Raw genomic sequence first — 20127 nt, 5'->3', positions numbered from 1 at the left:
AAACACGAGTGATAATAACTAAAAAAGACTAATTAAAAATAATGATTTTTAATAGAAGAATAGTTAAAAAATAATAATATTATCGTAGATTTTTCCGTTTATATTTTGTATTTTCTGATAAAATTCAGATACAATATCAGATTCGCCTTCAATTACAAAAATTTCGAGTTTTTTGTTCTTTTCGCATGCAGTCTTTACGTAAGACTGGTTCATTGATTTAATTATATTCTCGTATTCGAAATAAATATGGCTCATTTCTTCCATTGTATCTTTTGAAGGACTGTAAACAACCGTAATCATTCCATTTACGGTTTTTCCAGAAGTTAACGCGTTGTTTTCGATTACGTACTTTCTTACCGCATCGCGAATTAGTTCACTCCTGCTCGAATAATTTTTAGATTCCACAATAGAATCTAATTCAGAAAGTAAGAATTTTGGAAAGGAAAGACTTATCCTTTCTACATTAACCATCATTTCACCAGATAAGTAAATAATAACATTTGAAAATAGTTATTTTGGCATTAACAAATACCAGGCTTTGTCTCCATTTTCTTGGTATCTAACAGCCATAAATTCAGTCTTAGATTGTTTTGACATTTCGTGAGTGAATGTTATAAACGGACATTTTTGTTCCGTAACTTCTACCCTCATTTCTTTTAATATCGAGTAGAGCCGCTTAAAATAAGTAATTGTATCGTCCTTATCCGGATAAATTGCATCATAAACATTTTTGGTTATGAATACCGGTTCATTAAAACCCCTTCTTTTCGCATAGCGAGAAACATTTATTACTTGTGCACCGGGTTTTATTATTGATTCAATATCTTCTAACTCTTCCGGCATTTCATAAGTACCCCTCATCAAAAATCCCCTCCAAAGAAGTAAAGTAATATATGGGATACCCTTGCATTTAAATATATCGGTAAATGAAATCTGCTCTTTTTCTAAAACGTGAGAATTATTAGGAATATTAATGGCATTTACGGCTAATTTTTACCCATTTGTGGCAAATTAACCCATCAAATGTTTTAAACTATTTTTTACCAAACTTTTTAAAAAATTTCTAAAACCCAAAAAAAGTACTGGCTAACAAGTGATTTATAGGTTAAATGATATTATAGAATCTGAAATTTCAAAGAATTATCCTGTTTTAAACCAAAGCTCTCAAAAAAGTATTTAATGAAAGACAGCCATATTCTATAAATTAAATCCGGAACTGAAAAACATGGTATCCCAAGACGATATACTCTACGAATTTTACAATAACGATGGAATCCTTTCTACCGAAGAATTAAAAGAATTATCTGGAATTTCAAAAGAGGAAAGTATTAGAAGTATTTCAAAATCTATGAACTCTTTGATTCAAAAAAAATTAATTGGAAAGGTAAAAGGACCAAAAAACAGCACGATTTATTTTTTGACTAACCCATACTATTTCCTGTGCGATGATAACGAAAGGCTAAAACACGAAAAAATACACTGTTTAAATGTCATAAAAAAAGTCATGGAACACCACGATGAATGCAAAATTTTTGAAAAACACGACATGCTCGTATTAAAATTTAATGCAACATACCAGATTCGAAACCACCTCAAATTAATAAAATCAATTATCGAAATGTTTGGAAACTGCTTAAAATACATATTACACGACAATTATATCCTTGTAACTGGAAAAACCCATCTCGAAATTGACATGTTTAATATAAACCATTTTTTAAAAGAAGAAAAAGAATTAAACTTTAAAAATGCAATAAAATAATATAAAATAGAAATTAACTTAAAACAGTTTAATTAAATGCAGTAAATCTCTTCTGCATCTAAAACTTCAGTATTGTGGTCTTTTAATACGTCAATTCCTTTTTGAATATCCTCAGTTCTTAAAACTGCTAATGCTTTATCGTTCATTGAAAATGCATATACATAATCAATGCTTATATTTTCTTTTGAAAGTATATCGAGAGTTTTTGAGAGTGCTCCAATTTTATTTGGAATACAGATACATATAACATCGGTTAAACTGACTGAAAACCGATTTTCTTTTAAAATTTTCAATGCAAGATCGGGATTTGAGACAACCATTCTTAAAATTCCGTAATCGGATGTATCTGCAATACTGAGTGCTGAAATATTTATTCCTGATTTTTCGAGTAATTCTGTTACTTCATTTAATCTTCCGGATTTATTTTCTAAAAATACGGATAATTGTTTAATAATCATTTTAACCCTCCATTAAAATTTTCTTTTATCGATTACCCTTTTAGATTTTCCTTCGGTTCTTTCGATAGTTTTTGGTTCTACAAGTTTAATTTTAACACTTATTCCAAGAGTGCTTTCGATTTTATGCTTGATTTTTTTACTTAACTGTTCAAGCATGCTGATTTTGTCTGAGAAGAACTGGTCTTCAACTTCCACCCAAACTTCGAGTACATCCAAATTATTTATTCTATCCACTATTAATAAGTAGTGCGGTTTTGTTTCGCTCATTTCTAAAAGAACGCTTTCTATTTGTGATGGGAAAACATTAACTCCTCTTATAATTAACATATCGTCGCTTCTTCCAGTACACTTGTTCATTCTAACAAGAGTTCTTCCACATTTACATTTTTCATAGTTTAATGAAGTTAAATCTCTTGTCCTGTACCTTAAAAGGGGCATCCCTTCTTTTGTAATTGTGGTAAATACTAACTCCCCTTCACTTCCAGCAGGGAGTGGTTGTAGGGTATCTGGATCAATAATTTCTGGAACAAAGTGGTCTTCATTTACGTGTAATCCGTCTTGGTATTCACAATCACACGCTACACCGGGACCCATTACTTCACTAAGCCCGTATATATCCATTGCTTTTATTCCCAGTTTCTTTTCTATCTCTTTTCTCATACTCGGAGTCCATGGTTCCGCACCAAAGATTCCAACCCTTAAACTGATGTCTTCCGCAGTCATTCCTGCATCTTCAATTGCTTCTGCTAAATAAAGAGCGTATGATGGAGTACATGCAAGAACTGTCGTTTTAAAATCAGCCATCAATTGAACCTGTTTTTGCGTATTTCCGCCAGAAATTGGAATTACAGTTGCACCTAATTTTTCACTTCCATAGTGCAGCCCAAGTCCACCGGTAAAAAGGCCGTATCCATATGCAATCTGGATAAAATCATCTCGAGAAGCTCCCGCACAGTTTAATGCCCTTGCAACAACTTCAGACCACATTGCAATGTCTCTTCTAGTATAGCCTACAACAACGGGCTTTCCAGTGGTTCCGGATGACGCGTGAACTCTCACAATTTCGCTCATTGGAACTGAAAATATTCCAAAAGGATAATTATCTCTTAAGTCCTGTTTTGTTGTAAAGGGTAATTTTGAAAGATCGTCAATGCTTTGAATATCTTCGGGGTAAACACCCATACTTTGCATTTTTTTCCTGTAAAAAGGAACATTGTGGTAAACCCGGTTAACAGTTTCGGAGAGTCTTTTGCTTTGAAGCTCCCTCATACTTTCCCGGTCCATGCATTCGATAGTTTCATTCCAAATCATGATATCCCTTCTATTTTAAATTGTAACCCATTTCAAAAGCTTTCAAATTTAATTCTAAAAATTTTTCAGGAACAGTATCTTTTATAGCTTTTATCCATTCTTCTTTTTTAATGTTGCTATTTTGTGCGAGAACCCCAATTAACGCAACATTAACTGCTTTTATCGTTCCTGCATTTTTTGCAAGTGATAGTGCATCTACAGGAATATATCCAATATTTAATTCTTCAAGTTTTTCACTTAAATCAGAAGGATATTTCATATCTCCTGTTATAACCGGCATTGGATCTATTCTTTGAGTATTTACTACCAATTTTCCATTTTCTTTTAAGTAATCTACGTATCTTGCACCTTCGAGCATTTCAAAAGCCAAAACAATATCTGCAGTTCCTTTTTCAACTACGGGAGAGTAAACTTTGTCGCCAAATTTAACATATGCAACGACGCTACCGCCTCTTTGAGACATTCCATGAACTTCTGAAACTTTAACGTCTTTTCCGAGATTTTGTGCAAGTGTTCCTAAAATTTTGGAAGTTAGAACTGCACCCTGCCCACCAACTGCTGCGATGACTATATTCATTATTTTACCACCTCAACTATTGCTGAAAACTTACATAAATCCTTACAAAGTCCACATCCAACGCATAACGAATCGTTTATCTTTGCAACTTTTCCATCAAATGAAATTGCTGGACATCCTGCTTTTAAACATAATTTGCAGCCAGTACAGAGTTCAGGATTTATTGTATAATCTTTAAAGTCAAATTTAACGCCTTTTATCAAAACACATGGCCTTTTTGTAATGATTAAAGAAGGTTCTTCTGCATTTACTTCTTCTTTTATCGTTTCTTCGAGTGCTTTTAAATCATATGCATCAACTACCCGAATTCTTTTTATTCCAATAGACTTTCCAAGGGCTTCAAAATCAATTTGGGAAGTACGTTCTCCAGAAAGCGTTCTTCCTGTTGAAGGGTTTTCCTGGTGTCCAGTCATTGCAGTAATTGAATTATCTAAAATTATTACAGTGCTGTGGCCTTTATTGTATACAATATCAATTAAACCAGTAACTCCCGAATGCCAGAATGTTGAGTCCCCTATAACTGCAACGGATTTTTTAGCAAAATCTTTTCCTCTTGCCATTTCAAATCCGTGTGCCATTCCAATACTTGCACCCATACAGATTGTAGTATCAATTGCATTTAAAGGCTCAAAGCCTCCAAGCGTGTAGCATCCAATGTCTCCAGCAACGTGAAGTTTTAATTTTTTTAACACGTAAAATGGGCCCCTGTGATGACATCCGGGACATAAAACTGGGGGCCTCTGTGGTAAATTTTCAAATTTGGCAATAACTTCTTTTGATTCATTTAAAAGCGCATTTCTAATTATTTCACTGCTTAATTCCCCAATAACTGGGAAAATTTCTTTTCCGATTACGTTTAAACCCATTGATTTAATTTTCTGCTCAAAAATAGGTTCCAATTCCTCAAAAACATAAACTTTGTCGCAAGTTTTTACAAATTCTTTAATTTTTTCTTCAGGAAGTGGGTAGCTTATTCCAAATTTTAAAAAAGATGCATCGGGAATCACTTCTTTTGCGTAATTATACGAAACTCCGCTTGTAATAATCCCGATTTTTTTATTATTGTACTCAATTTTGTTTACATCGGAAATATCTGAGAAATTAGATAATTCTTTTAACCTTTCTTCGATTATTACTCTTCTTTTCCTTGCATTTGCTGGCGCTGAAATATATTTCGAAGGGTTTTGATCGTACGGCTTTAATTTGATATTTTCCCGTTCTCCCAATTCAACCAGACTTTGTGAGTGGGATACTCTCGTGCTGAGTCTTAAAATTACTGGAGTATCAAATTTTTCGCTGATTTCAAGTCCCAATTTTACAAAGTCTTTACATTCCTGACTGTCTGAAGGTTCCAATACGGGTATTTTTGCAAAAATTCCATAATACCTTGTATCTTGTTCATTTTGGGAACTGTGCATGCTAGGATCATCTGCAACAACTATCAAAAGTCCTGCATTGATTCCAGTATATGCTACAGTCATTAATGGATCTGCTGCAACGTTTAACCCGACGTGTTTCATTGAAACTATTGTTCTAGCGCCTGCAATTGCTGAACCAATACCCACTTCAAGGGCAACTTTTTCATTTACCGACCATTCCGAATTAATTTCGGAATATTTTGAAATATATTCGGTAATTTCAGTACTCGGAGTTCCAGGATACGCTGTTGCCACAATAACTCCTGCTTCGTAAGCTCCTCTCGCCACTGACTCGTTTCCAAGCATTAATTTTTTCATGGTAAGCCTCTCAAGATGAATATTGATAAACTATTTTGAAAAAAATAGTTTTGATAATTTTTTGAAAAATAAAATTATAACGCAAGTTGACTGGTCAATAACCTCAAACCTTTTCCGGTTTGAATATGAAAAGACTGTTATTTATGTATATTGTACTTGATTAAAATAAAAAAGTTAGAACTTTAAAACCCACTACATTAAAACGTTTGAAAAAAAGAAATTCTGGATAAATATCCAGTTAATTTAAATATAAACCCCTATTTCTTAAATTTACCCTTTCCTATATGTAAGCAATTGATGAAAGTATCCCTAAATTTTGGGACAATTATTTATTTTTGATTTAATCAATATATATCAATTATTACTTGATTTTTTTAGATATTTTTATATCGAAAAATTAAAATAACGTGTGAAAATACTCCGGTTTTTAATTCTTTATACTTAAATCCATTTTTTGCGCCTGAAAAACATTAACATCGAAATTAAAATAAGTGCCATTAAACCAAGAGCATAAAAATATCCAAAAGGCCAGTTCAATTCAGGCATATTCACAAAATTCATCCCATAAAGCCCGGCAACAAATGAAAGCGGGATAAATATCGTTGAAATTATCGTGAGTACCTTCATAATCTCGTTCATATTGTTGCTCATCACAGACAGGTGTATTTCTGCAATATTCGAAGTATTATCCTTTAAAACATCAATTGTTTCGATTAAATGAACCGTGTGGTCGTAAAGATCGTGAATGTATATTAAATTGCTTTTTTCAATAAATTCATATTCATCCCTGCTAAATTTATGAAATATTTCTTTAAATGGCCCAATATTCTTCCTTAAAGCTACTAAAACCTGCCTAATTTGTTTTACACGTACTATTTCTTCATTTTCCATATCTGAAAACAGTTTTGAATCGTATTTTTCAATTTCATCCTCGATAGGCGAAATTATTCCAAAATAATGGTCAATTATTGAATCAAGTACTGTGTAAAACAGGTAATCCATGCCCTTTTCACGAATAGACCCGCCTTTGTTTGAAACTCTCTTAATCAAACTTTCAATAATTTTTATATCTTGCTCAAAAAATGTAATTAAAATATTGTTTTTTAAGATTATGCTGATCTGTTCTGACTCAAGATGTACAGTATCACTTTTTTGGTGGATTATCCTCGTTACAAGATACTTGTATTTTTCGTAAACTTCAAATTTTGTTCTCTGACTGGTATTTAATATATCTTCAAGGGTTAATTTGTGCAGTTCGTATCGTTTACCAATCGACATCAGTTCTTCGGCACTCGGTATTCCAGAATATATAACCCAGTTTACGCATGAATCATTAGGAATTATCTCGTCAATACTTTTTACATGTTTTTTTGAAAAATTATCCCCTTTATAACTAATGAATATTATTTCAGGCTCTTTTAACTCCATTTCACCAGTATATACCAAATCTCCTGGGGGAAGTCCTGCTTTTATTGAATATTTATTTCCAATTTTCCTCATAATCCCACCTCATGCTGAAAACTCGTTTAAAACACTTACAGACCTGCCTGATTTTTTATGCCGCTTGTATACTTTCAAAAGTTCGTGTGCTCCTAAAAATATAAATGAAGCAAGTAACACGTAAGCCCAGTCAATAACTCCCATCGGTGCAAAACCAATCATTTTGTTTATTGGCGAAACGTATATCGCGGTAAGAGTAAATACTATTGAAATCAGTATCGAATAAATCATATTCATATTTGTAAAGAGTGTTCTACTAAATAACGTTCCATAGGCGTATCTTCGTGAAAGAATGTTCATAAACTGACAGAACGCAATCGTAGCGTAGCTTATTGTAGTTGCAAGAGGATATAATTCACTGATTTGGGTTAATTCAATATTATTTCTAAATATAAATGCGCCAAAATTCAAAAATGCTAAAAAACCCATTAAAAACCCGAAAAATAAGATTTCCGAGATTGCATTACGATTTAAAACGTGTTCCTCTTTTCGTCTTGGGGGCGCATTCATTATATCTTTTGATGCAGGGTCAAACGTTAACGCGGTTAATGGCAAAATCTCTGCAAGAAGATCGATTGCAAGTATTTGAATCGTTAATATGGGCATAGGCCACCCTAAATAAGTAACAGCAAGTAAACCAATTAAAACAATCGTTAATTCCCCACCGTTACTCGTAAGAGATGCGATAATTGTTTTTGTGAGATTATTATAAATGGTACGCCCTTCACGAATTGCATAAACCAATGTTGCAAAACTGTCATCAAGCAAAATAAGCTCTGATGCTTCTTTTGATACATCAGTTCCAATTTTACCCATTGCAACCCCAATATGTGCACTTTTAAGAGCTGGAGCGTCATTTACACCATCGCCAGTTACTGCAACGATTTGCCCCTGTTCTTTTAGTGTTTTTACAATTCTAAGTTTATTTTCAGGCGAGGTTCTCGAAAATATCAGTGCATCATTTTCAGACATGTTTTGTTTTAATTCATTATCCTGCATTGAATCGAGTTCTTTTCCAGTTATAACTTTTACTTCTCGCCCACCATCTGCTAAAAATATCTGTTTTCCAACGGCTTGTGCAGTTATTGCATGATCTCCCGTCATGATATACGTTTTTATGTGTGCTTCGTGTGCTTTTTTTATTGCATCTTTCACACCGTCTTTTGGAGGGTCACTCATGGCCATTAAACCTAAAAAAACCATTTCTTTTTCAGTATTTTCAACTCGATATTCTGAAGTATTATTTTCCAATTCCCGATATGCAAATGCAAGAACCCTCATTGCTTTTTTTGAATATTCAATATTTAACTCGTTTAACATTTCAATGTCTTCTTTTTTTAATTCAACAATTTTTCCATCTTTATAAATATATTTACTAACCGATATAACGCTGTCAAGTGCTCCTTTCATCATCAACAGCTTTTTATCACTAAAAAGCCGAACTGAACTCATCCTCTTTCTAACAGAGTCAAAACTAAACTCTTGAATTTTTGGATATATTTCATCCTCGTCTAAAGGCATTATATTTAATTTTCTTGCAACCGTTATCAAAGCTGCCTCTGTCGGGTCACCAATTGGGTACCAGCCGTAGTGATTCTCATCGGGCTCGTGAATTTCTGCATTTGAGGCCATTGTAGCCGCATTGAAAATTAATTTGATGTTTGAAAGCCTTGTTTTATCTAATTCGTTTCCAAAATTATCCAAAATTGTACCATTTGGTTCATATCCTACACCCGTTACTTCATACTCGTTTCCATCAAACCAGACGTTTTTAACGGTTATTTCATTTTTAGTTAATGTTCCAGTCTTATCTGTTGTAATCACGTTTGTTGAACCGAGTGTTTCAACTGCCGAGAGCTTTTTTATTACTGCGTTTTTCTTTGCAAGTTTAGAAACCCCGTTTGCAAGGGCAACCGTAATCTGCATTGGAAGGGCTTGTGGAACTATCGCAACTGCAATTCCAAGACCGTAAATTAAACCAAATTTTAATCCCAAACCCTGACTTAAACTTATTAAAAAAAGTATCGAAGCGATAACTATTGCAAAAATCGTTATTCTGTTTGCAATATTACCCAGTTCAACCTGTAAAGGTGATTTTGCAAGTTTTTCTTCCCTTGTAAGGTTTGCAATTCTTCCAAGTTCAGTATTCATCCCCGTTGCCACAACAATTCCTTTGGCATTTCCTGTTGCAATGTTTGTTCCAAGATAAACCATGTTTGTACGGTCAGCAACCCCAACTTCTGAATTAATTGTTTCAGTATCTTTTTCTTGGGGCATTGATTCTCCAGTTAACGAAAAATCGTTTGTACTTAAATTATATGATTCGATCAATCGAATATCTGCAGGTACTTTGTCGCCCTCATCAAGGTGTACAATATCACCTACAACCAGTAACCCTTGCGAAATTTCTTTTAATTCACCATCCCGGTAAACTTTTGATGGAGACTGTATGAGTTTTTTTAAAGAATCCATTATATTTTCAGCTTTATTTTCCTGATAATACCCAATTACTGCATTTATTATCACAATCAATGCCATTATCGTTCCGTCACGATAATTATGAATTAAAAAAGAAACTGCCGCTGCAAAAATTAAAACCGCTGCAAAAACATCTTTAAATTGAAATAAAAATTTTAACCATTTCGGAAGCCTGAGTTCTACATTTAACTCATTTTTTCCATACTTTGCCAGCCTTTTTTCAGCCTCCTCATTTGAAAGTCCAAATTTTTCAGTATTTAATTTTTTAAATACTTCAGATACAGGCATTAAATAATAATCAGCATCTGACATTAATTTCCCCCGGTAAAACAGTCTTGTTAAAATTCGTTAAAATTCTTTTGTATCTACATTTTAATATGTAAAAACAATAATTTAAACGTTTTCAAAACAGTGATTTCTAAAACAGCCTTGCCAAAATTATAAAAAACGAAAAAAGATTTAGAGTTTATTCCATTGAAAATATAAGAGTTACTTCTTGGTCTACCAATCGTAAGTAGTACTGACCAGCACCAGTTCCAGAACTCATCTGGAAGTTAAACTCATCACTACCATCAGGTGCAGTGATTTCAAAGCAATTTGATTCCAAACTTACATTTTCACCATTAATGGTACAGACGTAGTCGGATTTCATTCTTAAAACTATGTTTGAAGCAGTGAAGTTTTTCCACGTTTCGTTTAATGGAACGTACACTTCAGTACCGTTAGCATATGTCATAATTAAATTTGGATGCACGTTGTCTAATGAATATGTTATTACACTATTATCAGTAGTGTTTGTATATGTTGCATTAAATTCGTTGTTAGTTACCGCATCGTTTGGGTTGATGTTGATTATCCCAGTAGTAAGTTTTACTACTGCATTGTTAATTACATCGACATTGAATCCTGAAGCAAATCCGCAGTAAGTAGTATCCTGAGCATCATTAACAGCAGTCGTTTCAAAAGAGCCTTTTGACATCTCTAAAGCCACATATGAACCTGAAACCAATACTGCAAGTATCAGAATAACCATTTCAATAGATAACTGCCCTCTGTTGGACATTATAATCACCGCCTTAAAGACATATAGGGATTAGGGATATGTATTCATTCATGTAATTAAAATATATCTGTTCAATAATATTAATCTTACGTATTAATTATATAAATTAGTTAAAACCTGTGAAATTGGTCTAATTAAAATTTCTAAGAAACTTGAATACTATTAAATAATTCACCAAAAATATCTAAGTATTATATACAGATATTTTTGAAAATGATAAAAACGCCCCCATCGGGATTTGAACCCGAGTCCACGGATCCGCAGTCCGCGAGGATATCCTAACTACCCTATGAGGGCATACTAAACGGTAATTATTGGATTTTTGATTAATCCTTTTTAATATAGTCATAAAAAATATATTAATAGTTTTTGGTTGTTTTAGATAATATTTAAGTTATTTAATCTAAAAAAAGCCTATTTTAAAAAATATTTTTAAGTTAAAACATAAATTTATTCCTTGCATGCTTTTACTATTTCTTTAACTAATTCTTTTTGAATTCTTCCTTCGTTTCTGTCACCCTTGGTGCATGCAGCACCCCTAACACCTACAATGTCGCATCCAATTTCTTTTAACATTGGAATTTCTTCAATTTTAACTGAACCTGCAAGAGCACATTTCATACCGTATTTGTGTGTTTCTTCGACAAATTCTTTTAATAACTCGATGCTCATGTGGTCAAATAAAGTTTTCCCGTCTTTTACTGCAGTGTCAAGCATTGCAACGTCGCATCCTGCGTCTCTTGCAACTTTTGGAATAACTAAGGGGTCAACTGCACCAACCCTATAAGCGTCAGCATATCCTGCAGCCACGACGATTTTGTCTTCTCCAACGTCCTTTACAGCTTTTGTAACATTTTTCATTACATCGAGCGCTTCTTGGTATGACCTTGTACCATAAAGTCCAATTTTTATATAATCCGCACCACTTACTGTTGCCCCCAAAGCTGCAAGCGTAACAGTTCCGGGTTTATATGGAACGTCCCCTATTGCAGCACTCACAAGCATACCTTCTGGCGTTGCTTCTCTAGTTTCTTTAATTACCCATGGAAAGTTTGCACCTAATGAACCTTCAGGCGGGTTTTTAACGTCAATAATATCAGCACCGCCTTCGATTGCTTCGTAGGCTTCAGCAACGTCTTTAGGACTTACAAGAAGTATCACAATTTCACCTAATAATTTCCGCATTTTACCTAAGATTATAAATATGTATTCGTAGTTATTCTATCTGATTTATAATATCCAAAATTATTTAATGTATAAAAATTTAACGATTTGTATAATGTATTAATCTCTTAATTAGTAAAATTTACAAATACCTGTGAATTAACCTACAGGCAAAACATACTATATGTACTGGGTGTTAATATGGAAATTTCCCTTGTAGTAGGGTACATATCCCTTTTATTTATCATTGGATCATTTATAGCTAAACTCGCTGAAAGAATTGGAATTCCAGATATTCCCTTTCTATTGATTACAGGTTTACTTATTGGCTCGGTATTAGGATTGATATCCCCAATTTATGCTCAAACAATTTTTTCTTTTGTTGGAACTATTGGTCTGATAATTCTTTTGCTTGTTGGAGCCTTTGAAATGAGGTGGATTGTTTTAAAAAGAGTTTTAAAAACAGTTTTGAAACTCGACACTATTGGTCTTGTTATTTCTTTAGTTATTTCTGGACTTATCTTTAGTTTTGTATATGCACTACCATTTACAAACCCGATTGGATTTATTTACGGTGCTGTAAACTGCGCGACGGACCCTGCAACTCTTATCCCGATATTTTCAAAATCAGACATTGACCCAAAAATTGCAGTAACTCTCGAAGCAGAGAGTGTATTTAACGATCCTCTCGGCATTGTTGCAACAACGTTAACACTTTCAGCAATAGGACTTAGTAAAAGTGTAAATCCTATTCTTGATTTTGTAATGTTGGCATTTGGAGGCCTCGCTTTAGGCTACGTTGGAGGAAAAATATTTGAATTTGTAGTTTCAAAAGATGAGTTTGGAGACTACATTGCACCACTCGGTGTAGGTGCTGCAATGGCGTTATGGTACTTTGGAGAAGATATTGTTCCACATTTTACGGGATATGGATTAAGTGGTTACATGGCTGTTGCTATCATGGGACTTTATATTGGAAACGTAGTAACTAAAAAACCCAAAAATTCAAAAGACATGCACAAAATGGCAGAATTTTGTACGGACCTTTCATCACTTACTAGAATTTTGATATTCGTATTTTTAGGTGCAAGTATAAGCTTACCGCTTCTGAAAAGCTTTGGAATATATGGCCTTCTTTGTGCAATTGGTTCCGTATTCATTGCAAGGCCAATCGGGGTTTTTATTGCAACCGCAATTCCACCAGTAAGTTCATTAAAGGAAAGAATTTATTTTGCACTTGAAGGTCCAAGAGGAGTAGTTCCTGCCGCACTTGCTGCAATGATATATTCAAACATTATGCACAATCCGGAAATAATTCCACACTCAGTAACAAAATACATGCCTCCTGAAATGATTGCTGGTGCAATCCTTGTTTCTACATTTGTTACGATATTTTTAAGCGTTATTGTAGAAGCTTCTTGGGCATACCCCCTTGCAAACAAACTTTTTAAATAATCCGGTGATTTAATGGAGAAACATGGCGATTACGAGATTAAAAAAATCTGCGTTATAGGATTGGGATACATTGGACTTCCAACAGCTTCAATGCTTGCAAATCATGGATACGAAGTTGTTGGTGTTGATGTCAACGAAAAACGGGTAAACCAGATAAAAAACGTTGAATTAAAAATTGAAGAACCTGGGTTATTAACCCTCGTGAAAGGTGCGATAAACTCAAAAAATCTAAATGTTCAGACTTCTGCAACAGAAGCAGATGCATTCATCATCTGTGTTCCAACTCCTGCACTACCAAATGATGATGGGTCCAAAAGATGTGATTTAACTTATGTATTGAGTGCAGTTGAGGCAATATTGCCATTTTTAAAAGATGGAAACTTAATCGTAGTTGAAAGTACAATTCCACCGGAAACCACCAAAAAAATTTACGAAATGATTGATAAGAAAATATACGTTGCCCACTGTCCAGAAAGAGTTCTTCCCGGAAAAATATTAAAAGAACTTGTTGAAAACGACCGTATCATTGGCGGAATAAACGAAAAATCTGCAGAAATGGCAAAAGAAATTTACAAATCATTTGTAGAAGGAAAAATATATATTACGGATTCAAATACTGCTGAAATGGTAAAATTGATGGAAAATACGTATAGAGACATAAACATAGCACTTGCAAACGAATTTGCAAAGATATGTGATGAAATCGGGGTTAATGTATGGGATGCAATAAAAATTGCAAATAAACACCCGCGTGTTAATATATTAAATCCAGGACCGGGAGTTGGAGGTCACTGTATAAGTATTGACCCGTGGTTTATAGTTGAAAAAACTAATAATGCAAAATTCATACGTGCTGCAAGAGAATTAAACGATAATATGCCTGCATATGTTTGTAAATCTGTTCTTTCCGAATTAAAAAAACAGGGCATTGAAAATCCAAAAATATCGATATTTGGTGCAACATACAAGGGAAATGTGGAAGATACAAGGGAAAGCCCTTCCAAAAATGTTATTAAAATGCTTTTAGAAAATGGAGCAACAGTTTCCACGTTTGACCCCCATGCAGACTGTTTTGAATACCCATTAAGCACTTTAGACGAATGCATTTCCGGCTCAGACTGTATATTGGTTTTAACTGACCACGATATATTTAAAAACTTTAAAAAGGACGATATTGACGAGATATGTCCGAAACTGAAAAACAAAATCGTGTTTGATACAAAAAATATACTCGAACATAATTTATGGAAAAAGGCAGGATTTAAAGTTAAATTGCTTGGTAATGGGGCATGGTGAATAAATGGTAAAAATAGGAATAATTCTTGGAACAAGACCTGAAATAATTAAAATGTCCCCGGTAATCCGGGAACTAAAAAATAAAAATTTTTTTTTAATCCATACAAATCAGCACTATTCTGAAAATATGGATAAAGTCTTTTTTGAAGAATTAAATCTTCCAAAACCAGATTATAATTTGAATATTGGGTCAGGCAGCCACGGGGACCAGACCGGAAGGATGCTGATTGAAATTGAAAAAGTTCTTTTAAAAGAAAGACCTGATTTCGTACTTGTTCAAGGAGACACCAACACTGTTTTAGCCGGAGCTCTTGCTGCATCAAAATTGGGAATAAAAATTGGACATATTGAAGCTGGACTTCGAAGTTTTGATAGAAAAATGCCGGAAGAAACGAACCGGGTTCTTACAGACCATATTTCAGAACTTTTATTAGCACCAACAGAAACTGCTGCAAAAAATATTTTAAATGAAGGAATTTCTATCGAAAAAATACGTGTTGTTGGAAACACAATTGTAGATGCAACCCTCCAAAACTTAAAAATTGCAGAAAAAAATGAAAAAATCAGCAATTTTTTATCCGACATTACAAATGGCGAAAAATATTTTTTATTAACACTTCACAGGGCTGAAAACACAGATAACTTCGAAATTTTATCAAAACTTGTAACTTCGATAAATGAAATATCTAAAAAATATGGAAAAAACATTATTTTTCCAATTCACCCGAGAACATATAAAAAATTGAATGAATTTGGGTTAATTAATGAAATTAAGAATAATCCATTAATAAAAATCATTGAACCTGTTGGGTACCTTGAATTTTTAATTTTTGAAAAAAACGCGGAACTTATAATAACAGACAGCGGTGGGCTTCAGGAAGAAGCGTGTATTTTAAATATCCCTTGTGTAACATTGAGGGAAAACACAGAAAGGCCTGAAACACTTCACGTTAATTCAAATATTTTAGCAGGAAGTGACCCGAGAAACATTTTAAATTCCGTTGAAAAAATGTTAAAATCTAATAAATTATGGGATAATCCATTTGGAAACGGAAACTCCGGAAAAACTATTGTAGATATTGTTTTGGGCGAAAAAAAGTCCTGAATTAAGAATATATTTGCCCATATGGGTATATTTTTATATAATATGTTATTCATTGTATAAGTGATATTTATTTAACATCTATCGGTGAAATTATGGCAGAAGAATGCTCTGGAAATTGCGATAGCTGCGGTTCAAGTTCAAACTGTTCTGATACTAAAAAAATGATGGAACAGCAGAACGCGCAGATTAGAGACAATATGTCAAAAATTAAGTATAAAATAGCTGTTATCAGTGGTAAAGGTGGCGTTGGAAAATCCACAGTTACGGTAAACCTTGCAGCAACTCTTAACATGATGGGCTACAAAGTCGGGGTCCTTGATGGAGATATTCACGGCCCAAATATTCCACAAATGCTTGGAGTAGACCAGGTCCAACCAATGGCTGATGAAAATGGAATATACCCGATATCCTCACCACAAGGCATTAAAACAATGTCTATTGGCTACTTTTTACCTGATAAAAATACCCCTGTTATTTGGAGAGGTCCAAAAGCAAGCGGTGCTATCAGACAGTTTTTAAGCGATGTTTTCTGGGGAGAACTCGACTTTTTATTAATCGACACACCACCAGGATCAGGCGATATCCAGTTAACGACATTACAGTCCATTCCTGATATTGATGGAATTATAATAGTTACCACCCCTGAAGAAGTGTCTGTTTTAGATGCAAGAAAATCAGTATCTACTGCAAACACCCTTGAGATTCCAATAATTGGACTTATCGAAAACATGGGCGGATTTGTATGCCCTGAATGCGATAAAGTTATTGACGTATTTGGAAAAGGCGGTGGAGAAAAAGCTGCAAAAGAATTAAACGTATTTTTCCTTGGAAGAATCCCACTTGACATCAAAGCAAGAGTTGCATCTGACAGGGGAGTTCCAATGGTTACAATGGACTGTAAAGCATCAGAAGAATTTAAAAAAGTTGTTGAAACAGTCCTTGAAAGAATTAAAAAAGAATAACTTAAATTTTTTATTTTTATCCCTGTTTTTAGGTGTATCCATGCTTCCCAATAAAAAAGCACTTGATTTAATTAAAATTTACATGAAAAAAGATTTTACTAAAGAAAATTTAAATGAATTGACAAAAAAACTAATAGATATGGACTTACTTATAAAAACGGAAGATGGAACATTTACGGTTCGTTCAGAAGACCCTGAAGAACTGATGCATTCAAGAGTTGGTGCATTAACCGAAGGAATTGAAAAATTTGCAGTTCCTTCAAAAATTGAAAATATAAAAAATCCAAAAATTTTAGATATTTGTAGCGGCATGGGATACAACGCGGTTTCTGCACTTCATTACAATATCGATTCAGAAATAGATATGGTCGAATACAGTAAAGAAATGCTTTTTTTATCTCTTACACTCGATATTCCGTTAAACGAACACAGAATAGTTAAAGATGCAATTTCTAATTTTTTTGAAGGAAAAATTAATCAAAAAATCAGGATATTTAACGAAGATGCAAGGACTACACTTTTAAGAAAAGATTTAAAAAAATATAACTGTGTATTTCACGATGCTTTTTCACCGGCAAACGACCCGGTATTGTACACTGTTGATTTTTTAAAGCAAATTTATGAAAATATGGCGGATTCAGGCGTTTTAATATCCTACTCTTCATCAATTCCATTTAGAAGTGCGCTTGTCGAGTGTGGATTTGTAATTTCTGAAGGGCCGTCAGTTGGACGAAAAAGGGGGGCGACAATAGCATACAAAAATCCAGACAATCTTCAAAAAAAGGAAATAAAAAGAATTCCAGAAACTGATGAGCGATTAATTGCACTGTCCACGGTAGGAGTTCCATTTTACGATAAAAATTTGAATTTAGATTCTTCTGAAATTATTAAAAATAGGGAAATTGACCGAGAAAATTTGAAAACCTTACTTGGAAATAAATATTATTCGACTACAAAAATTAAAAGCGGAAAAATAGACGAAAAACTTTTGAATATTCAAAAAGAAAGTATAACTTCTTCAGAAATTATTAAAAAAATGAAAGAAATATATTTTGAAAATTAAGTTTTTTAATACTTTGATACTTTAATACTCTTTTGCATAAATTAGGGCTTCATCAATCATATTTTGGGCAATATCCACGTCAGAAATTCTCGAAAGTCCTTCCCACGAAGGGCATGCATTTACTTCAATAATTTTCAATCCATCACTACTTTCAAGCACATCCACACCTGCATAAACGAGTCCAACCGCATCTTTTGCAGCGAGCACGATTTTGCTCAATTCTTCGGTTATTTCGCACTTTTCAGGAACCCCGTTCTGGTGTATGTTTGTAATCCAGTTATCCGATGTCCGGTACATTGCAGAAATTACCTTATCCCCAACTGCAAATGCCCGAATATCTCTATAAACATTGTTTGGATTGTTTACAAATTCCTGCATGTAAATTACGCCGTGATTGCTTTTAAAAGTATTCAAAGCCTTTAATTTAGCAACAGTTGATCTTCCTTTAACTCTTACAAGGCCTTTTCCCTGATTTCCAAAAAGAGGTTTTAAAACAACATCCTCAAACTTATCTGCCGCAATTAACGCTTTATTTACATCTTCTGCAACGATTGTTTTTGGATGGGGAATTTTATGGACTTCCATTAAAAAAGATGTCCGAAACTTATTTCCCGCGTTTTCAATCCCATCCATCGGGTTTATTATCGGGATATAGTTTTCAAGATATTTTAACATGTCAAACCTGTGAAACATCTCGACTCCTTCACCAATGTTTCTAACAAAAGCGCATTTTATATCGAGTATATTTCTATTGTTCTGTTCAAACTTGACGTCTGAGCCAATATATGAAATTATTTTTGAAGGCTGTATAATAACTGGTTCAATGTCATTTTTTTCCATTTTAGACTTCAATTCGTCAGTTACCCAGTCTCGTTCTTCAGAAATTATTCCCATTCTCATATTAACACCATAAACCTTTATTTGTTACAATTAATAAATAATATAAATAATAGCTTAAATTTAAAACTCTGAAAATATTTTTTTAATTTTAACATTTAGTGGCGTTGGGTTGTGAAATGCCTTTACCGTTTCGGCATTTACCCCATTTTCAGTTAAAATCTGGAGTAATTCGTCGTTAAATTCTTTTCCAAAAACTATTGCTGATGCATTTGCATTGTGAGTCATTTTGTATGTTATTATGTAATTAACTGCTGCGTCATTGTGCGCAAAACCAAAAATGTAGTCAACTTCAACCTTACTTTTTAAACCTTCGTCAATTGGTTGAAAACCGATTCCTTTTAAATAATACTTTTCAGGGTCCGCAGATTCGATTAATTTCAGTGCTGCAGGGTTTGCTGAAACGATTATTTCGTGTCCTTTGTTTTTAAGCATATTTAATAAAAACATGAACGAAGGAATCAAAACTGGGGGCTCAGGACATCCTAAAATTATCATTATTCTCAAAAATACCACCAAAGTATATTAAAAGCATATAATTTTATAAGTAAAAGATATTAATATTTTCCGATATTTCAAAAGTTATAATTCTATTTTTTAAAATTTCTTTAAAATTCAAAAATCGTATTTACTACGGTTTTAATATCTTAAAATACGTTTACTTTATATAATATTATAGTAATAGAATATCAGATATATATAACATTATTTAATTATGACCTTAAACCCCCAAATACTAAAATTGGTGCTTTAATGGATGATAAAATCGAAATTTCGAATGTAGAATCTGCAATTTTAGGGTTGCTCCTTGAAAAACCAATGTATGGTTATGAAATTGAAAAAATAATCGAAGAAAGAGAAATGAGGCAGTGGACGGAAATTGCATTTTCTTCAATATACTACGTTTTAAAAAAATTAGAAGAAAAAAAGCTCGTTGAAAGTGAAACCGTAAATAAATGTGGACGAGCTCGAAAAATTTACATTGCAACAGATTTTGGAAAAGAAACAATGCAAAAAAAAGTAAAAGAACTCGTTTCAAATTATGAAAAGTTAATATCAGGTTTTGACCTTGGAATGAGTAACCTCGAAATTTTAACAAAAGAAGAAACGTTGGAATGTTTTGAAAGTTACGTTAACTCAGTTGAAGAAGTGATTAACCGTATAAAAATGGTAAATAGTAAAGTTAAAAAAAATAACCGCCCGGAACATATTATAGCACTATCGGATAGATTTTTAGCACATTTAAACACTGAAAAAGAATTTATTATGGAATTTAAGGAGAAATTTAAAGAGTAATTTA

The 20127-nt window shown here is 33.3% G+C and carries 19 protein-coding genes and 1 tRNA gene; 7 read left to right on the top strand and 13 right to left on the bottom strand.

The window, feature by feature from the left end; genetic code table 11:
* Positions 1–63 precede the first annotated feature (63 nt).
* Together ACS5L2_RS03660 and ACS5L2_RS03655 are read right to left on the bottom strand one after the other, a co-directional pair.
* The gene (locus tag ACS5L2_RS03660) at positions 64–471 is read right to left on the bottom strand and encodes a CopG family ribbon-helix-helix protein (RefSeq protein ID WP_459202411.1); all 408 of its coding nucleotides are present in this window, start codon (positions 469–471) and stop codon (positions 64–66) included.
* A gap of 39 nt (positions 472–510) precedes the next feature.
* The gene (locus ACS5L2_RS03655) at positions 511–861 is read right to left on the bottom strand and encodes a hypothetical protein (RefSeq protein ID WP_459202613.1); all 351 of its coding nucleotides are present in this window, start codon (positions 859–861) and stop codon (positions 511–513) included.
* A 364-nt stretch (positions 862–1225) separates the two neighbouring features.
* Between ACS5L2_RS03655 and ACS5L2_RS03650 the strand changes: the two genes are divergently transcribed.
* Positions 1226–1762, top strand: a complete 537-nt coding sequence (locus ACS5L2_RS03650) for a MarR family transcriptional regulator (RefSeq protein ID WP_459202410.1) — start codon at positions 1226–1228, stop codon at positions 1760–1762.
* Between the two features lie 32 nt (positions 1763–1794).
* Here the strand turns inward: ACS5L2_RS03650 and ACS5L2_RS03645 are convergent, their stop codons facing one another.
* From ACS5L2_RS03645 to ACS5L2_RS03605, 9 genes are all read right to left on the bottom strand, one after another.
* Positions 1795–2220: an ACT domain-containing protein gene (locus ACS5L2_RS03645; RefSeq protein WP_459202409.1), complete on the bottom strand. Its 426-nt coding sequence runs from the start codon at positions 2218–2220 to the stop codon at positions 1795–1797.
* Between the two features lie 12 nt (positions 2221–2232).
* Positions 2233–3531: a phenylacetate--CoA ligase family protein gene (locus ACS5L2_RS03640; RefSeq protein WP_459202408.1), complete on the bottom strand. Its 1299-nt coding sequence runs from the start codon at positions 3529–3531 to the stop codon at positions 2233–2235.
* Between the two features lie 10 nt (positions 3532–3541).
* Positions 3542–4108 carry an indolepyruvate oxidoreductase subunit beta gene (locus tag ACS5L2_RS03635; RefSeq protein ID WP_459202407.1) on the bottom strand — a complete coding sequence of 189 codons (567 nt, stop codon included), beginning with the start codon at positions 4106–4108 and terminating at the stop codon, positions 3542–3544.
* Positions 4108–5844: an indolepyruvate ferredoxin oxidoreductase subunit alpha gene (iorA, locus tag ACS5L2_RS03630; protein ID WP_459202406.1), complete on the bottom strand. Its 1737-nt coding sequence runs from the start codon at positions 5842–5844 to the stop codon at positions 4108–4110. Before iorA ends, ACS5L2_RS03635 begins: the two co-directional genes overlap by 1 nt.
* Positions 5845–6285: 441 nt before the next feature.
* Positions 6286–7344: a magnesium/cobalt transporter CorA gene (gene corA, locus ACS5L2_RS03625; RefSeq protein ID WP_459202405.1), complete on the bottom strand. Its 1059-nt coding sequence runs from the start codon at positions 7342–7344 to the stop codon at positions 6286–6288.
* Between the two features lie 9 nt (positions 7345–7353).
* Positions 7354–10134 (bottom strand): cation-translocating P-type ATPase, encoded by a 2781-nt coding sequence (locus tag ACS5L2_RS03620; RefSeq protein WP_459202404.1) that lies wholly within the window; start codon positions 10132–10134, stop codon positions 7354–7356.
* A 154-nt stretch (positions 10135–10288) separates the two neighbouring features.
* Positions 10289–10885: a class III signal peptide-containing protein gene (locus tag ACS5L2_RS03615; RefSeq protein ID WP_459202403.1), complete on the bottom strand. Its 597-nt coding sequence runs from the start codon at positions 10883–10885 to the stop codon at positions 10289–10291.
* A 223-nt stretch (positions 10886–11108) separates the two neighbouring features.
* A tRNA-Arg gene (locus ACS5L2_RS03610) sits at positions 11109–11182 on the bottom strand.
* Positions 11183–11335: 153 nt separating this feature from the next.
* Entirely contained in the window at positions 11336–12046 is a 711-nt protein-coding gene (locus ACS5L2_RS03605) for a (5-formylfuran-3-yl)methyl phosphate synthase (RefSeq protein ID WP_459202402.1), read from the bottom strand.
* Between the two features lie 204 nt (positions 12047–12250).
* Here ACS5L2_RS03605 and ACS5L2_RS03600 point away from each other — a divergent pair, with 204 nt between their 5' ends.
* From ACS5L2_RS03600 to ACS5L2_RS03580, 5 genes are all read left to right on the top strand, one after another.
* A complete protein-coding gene (locus tag ACS5L2_RS03600; protein ID WP_459202401.1) occupies positions 12251–13504 on the top strand; it encodes a cation:proton antiporter in 1254 nt (417 codons plus the stop codon).
* A 12-nt stretch (positions 13505–13516) separates the two neighbouring features.
* A complete protein-coding gene (locus tag ACS5L2_RS03595) occupies positions 13517–14800 on the top strand; it encodes a nucleotide sugar dehydrogenase (protein ID WP_459202400.1) in 1284 nt (427 codons plus the stop codon).
* A 4-nt stretch (positions 14801–14804) separates the two neighbouring features.
* Positions 14805–15905 (top strand): non-hydrolyzing UDP-N-acetylglucosamine 2-epimerase, encoded by a 1101-nt coding sequence (gene wecB / locus ACS5L2_RS03590; protein ID WP_459202399.1) that lies wholly within the window; start codon positions 14805–14807, stop codon positions 15903–15905.
* 92 nt (positions 15906–15997) lie between these two features.
* Entirely contained in the window at positions 15998–16867 is an 870-nt protein-coding gene (locus tag ACS5L2_RS03585; protein ID WP_459202398.1) for an Mrp/NBP35 family ATP-binding protein, read from the top strand.
* A 40-nt stretch (positions 16868–16907) separates the two neighbouring features.
* Positions 16908–17930, top strand: a complete 1023-nt coding sequence (locus ACS5L2_RS03580) for an MnmC family methyltransferase (protein ID WP_459202397.1) — start codon at positions 16908–16910, stop codon at positions 17928–17930.
* A gap of 21 nt (positions 17931–17951) precedes the next feature.
* Here ACS5L2_RS03580 and mptN read toward each other — a convergent pair whose 3' ends face one another.
* Complete coding sequence (mptN, locus tag ACS5L2_RS03575) at positions 17952–18830, bottom strand: tetrahydromethanopterin:alpha-L-glutamate ligase (RefSeq protein WP_459202396.1); 879 nt, start codon at positions 18828–18830, stop codon at positions 17952–17954.
* 60 nt (positions 18831–18890) lie between these two features.
* On the bottom strand, positions 18891–19334 hold the full coding sequence (locus ACS5L2_RS03570) for a DUF1890 family protein (RefSeq protein WP_459202395.1): 444 nt from the start codon (positions 19332–19334) through the stop codon (positions 18891–18893).
* A gap of 246 nt (positions 19335–19580) precedes the next feature.
* On the opposite strand from ACS5L2_RS03570, the gene ACS5L2_RS03565 reads away from it, so the two are divergent.
* Positions 19581–20123 carry a PadR family transcriptional regulator gene (locus ACS5L2_RS03565; RefSeq protein ID WP_459202394.1) on the top strand — a complete coding sequence of 181 codons (543 nt, stop codon included), beginning with the start codon at positions 19581–19583 and terminating at the stop codon, positions 20121–20123.
* Positions 20124–20127: the final 4 nt, after the last annotated feature.

The sequence above is a fragment of the Methanococcus mangrovi genome (assembly GCF_054506835.1).
This window is presented reverse-complemented; position numbering and strand designations above follow the sequence as displayed.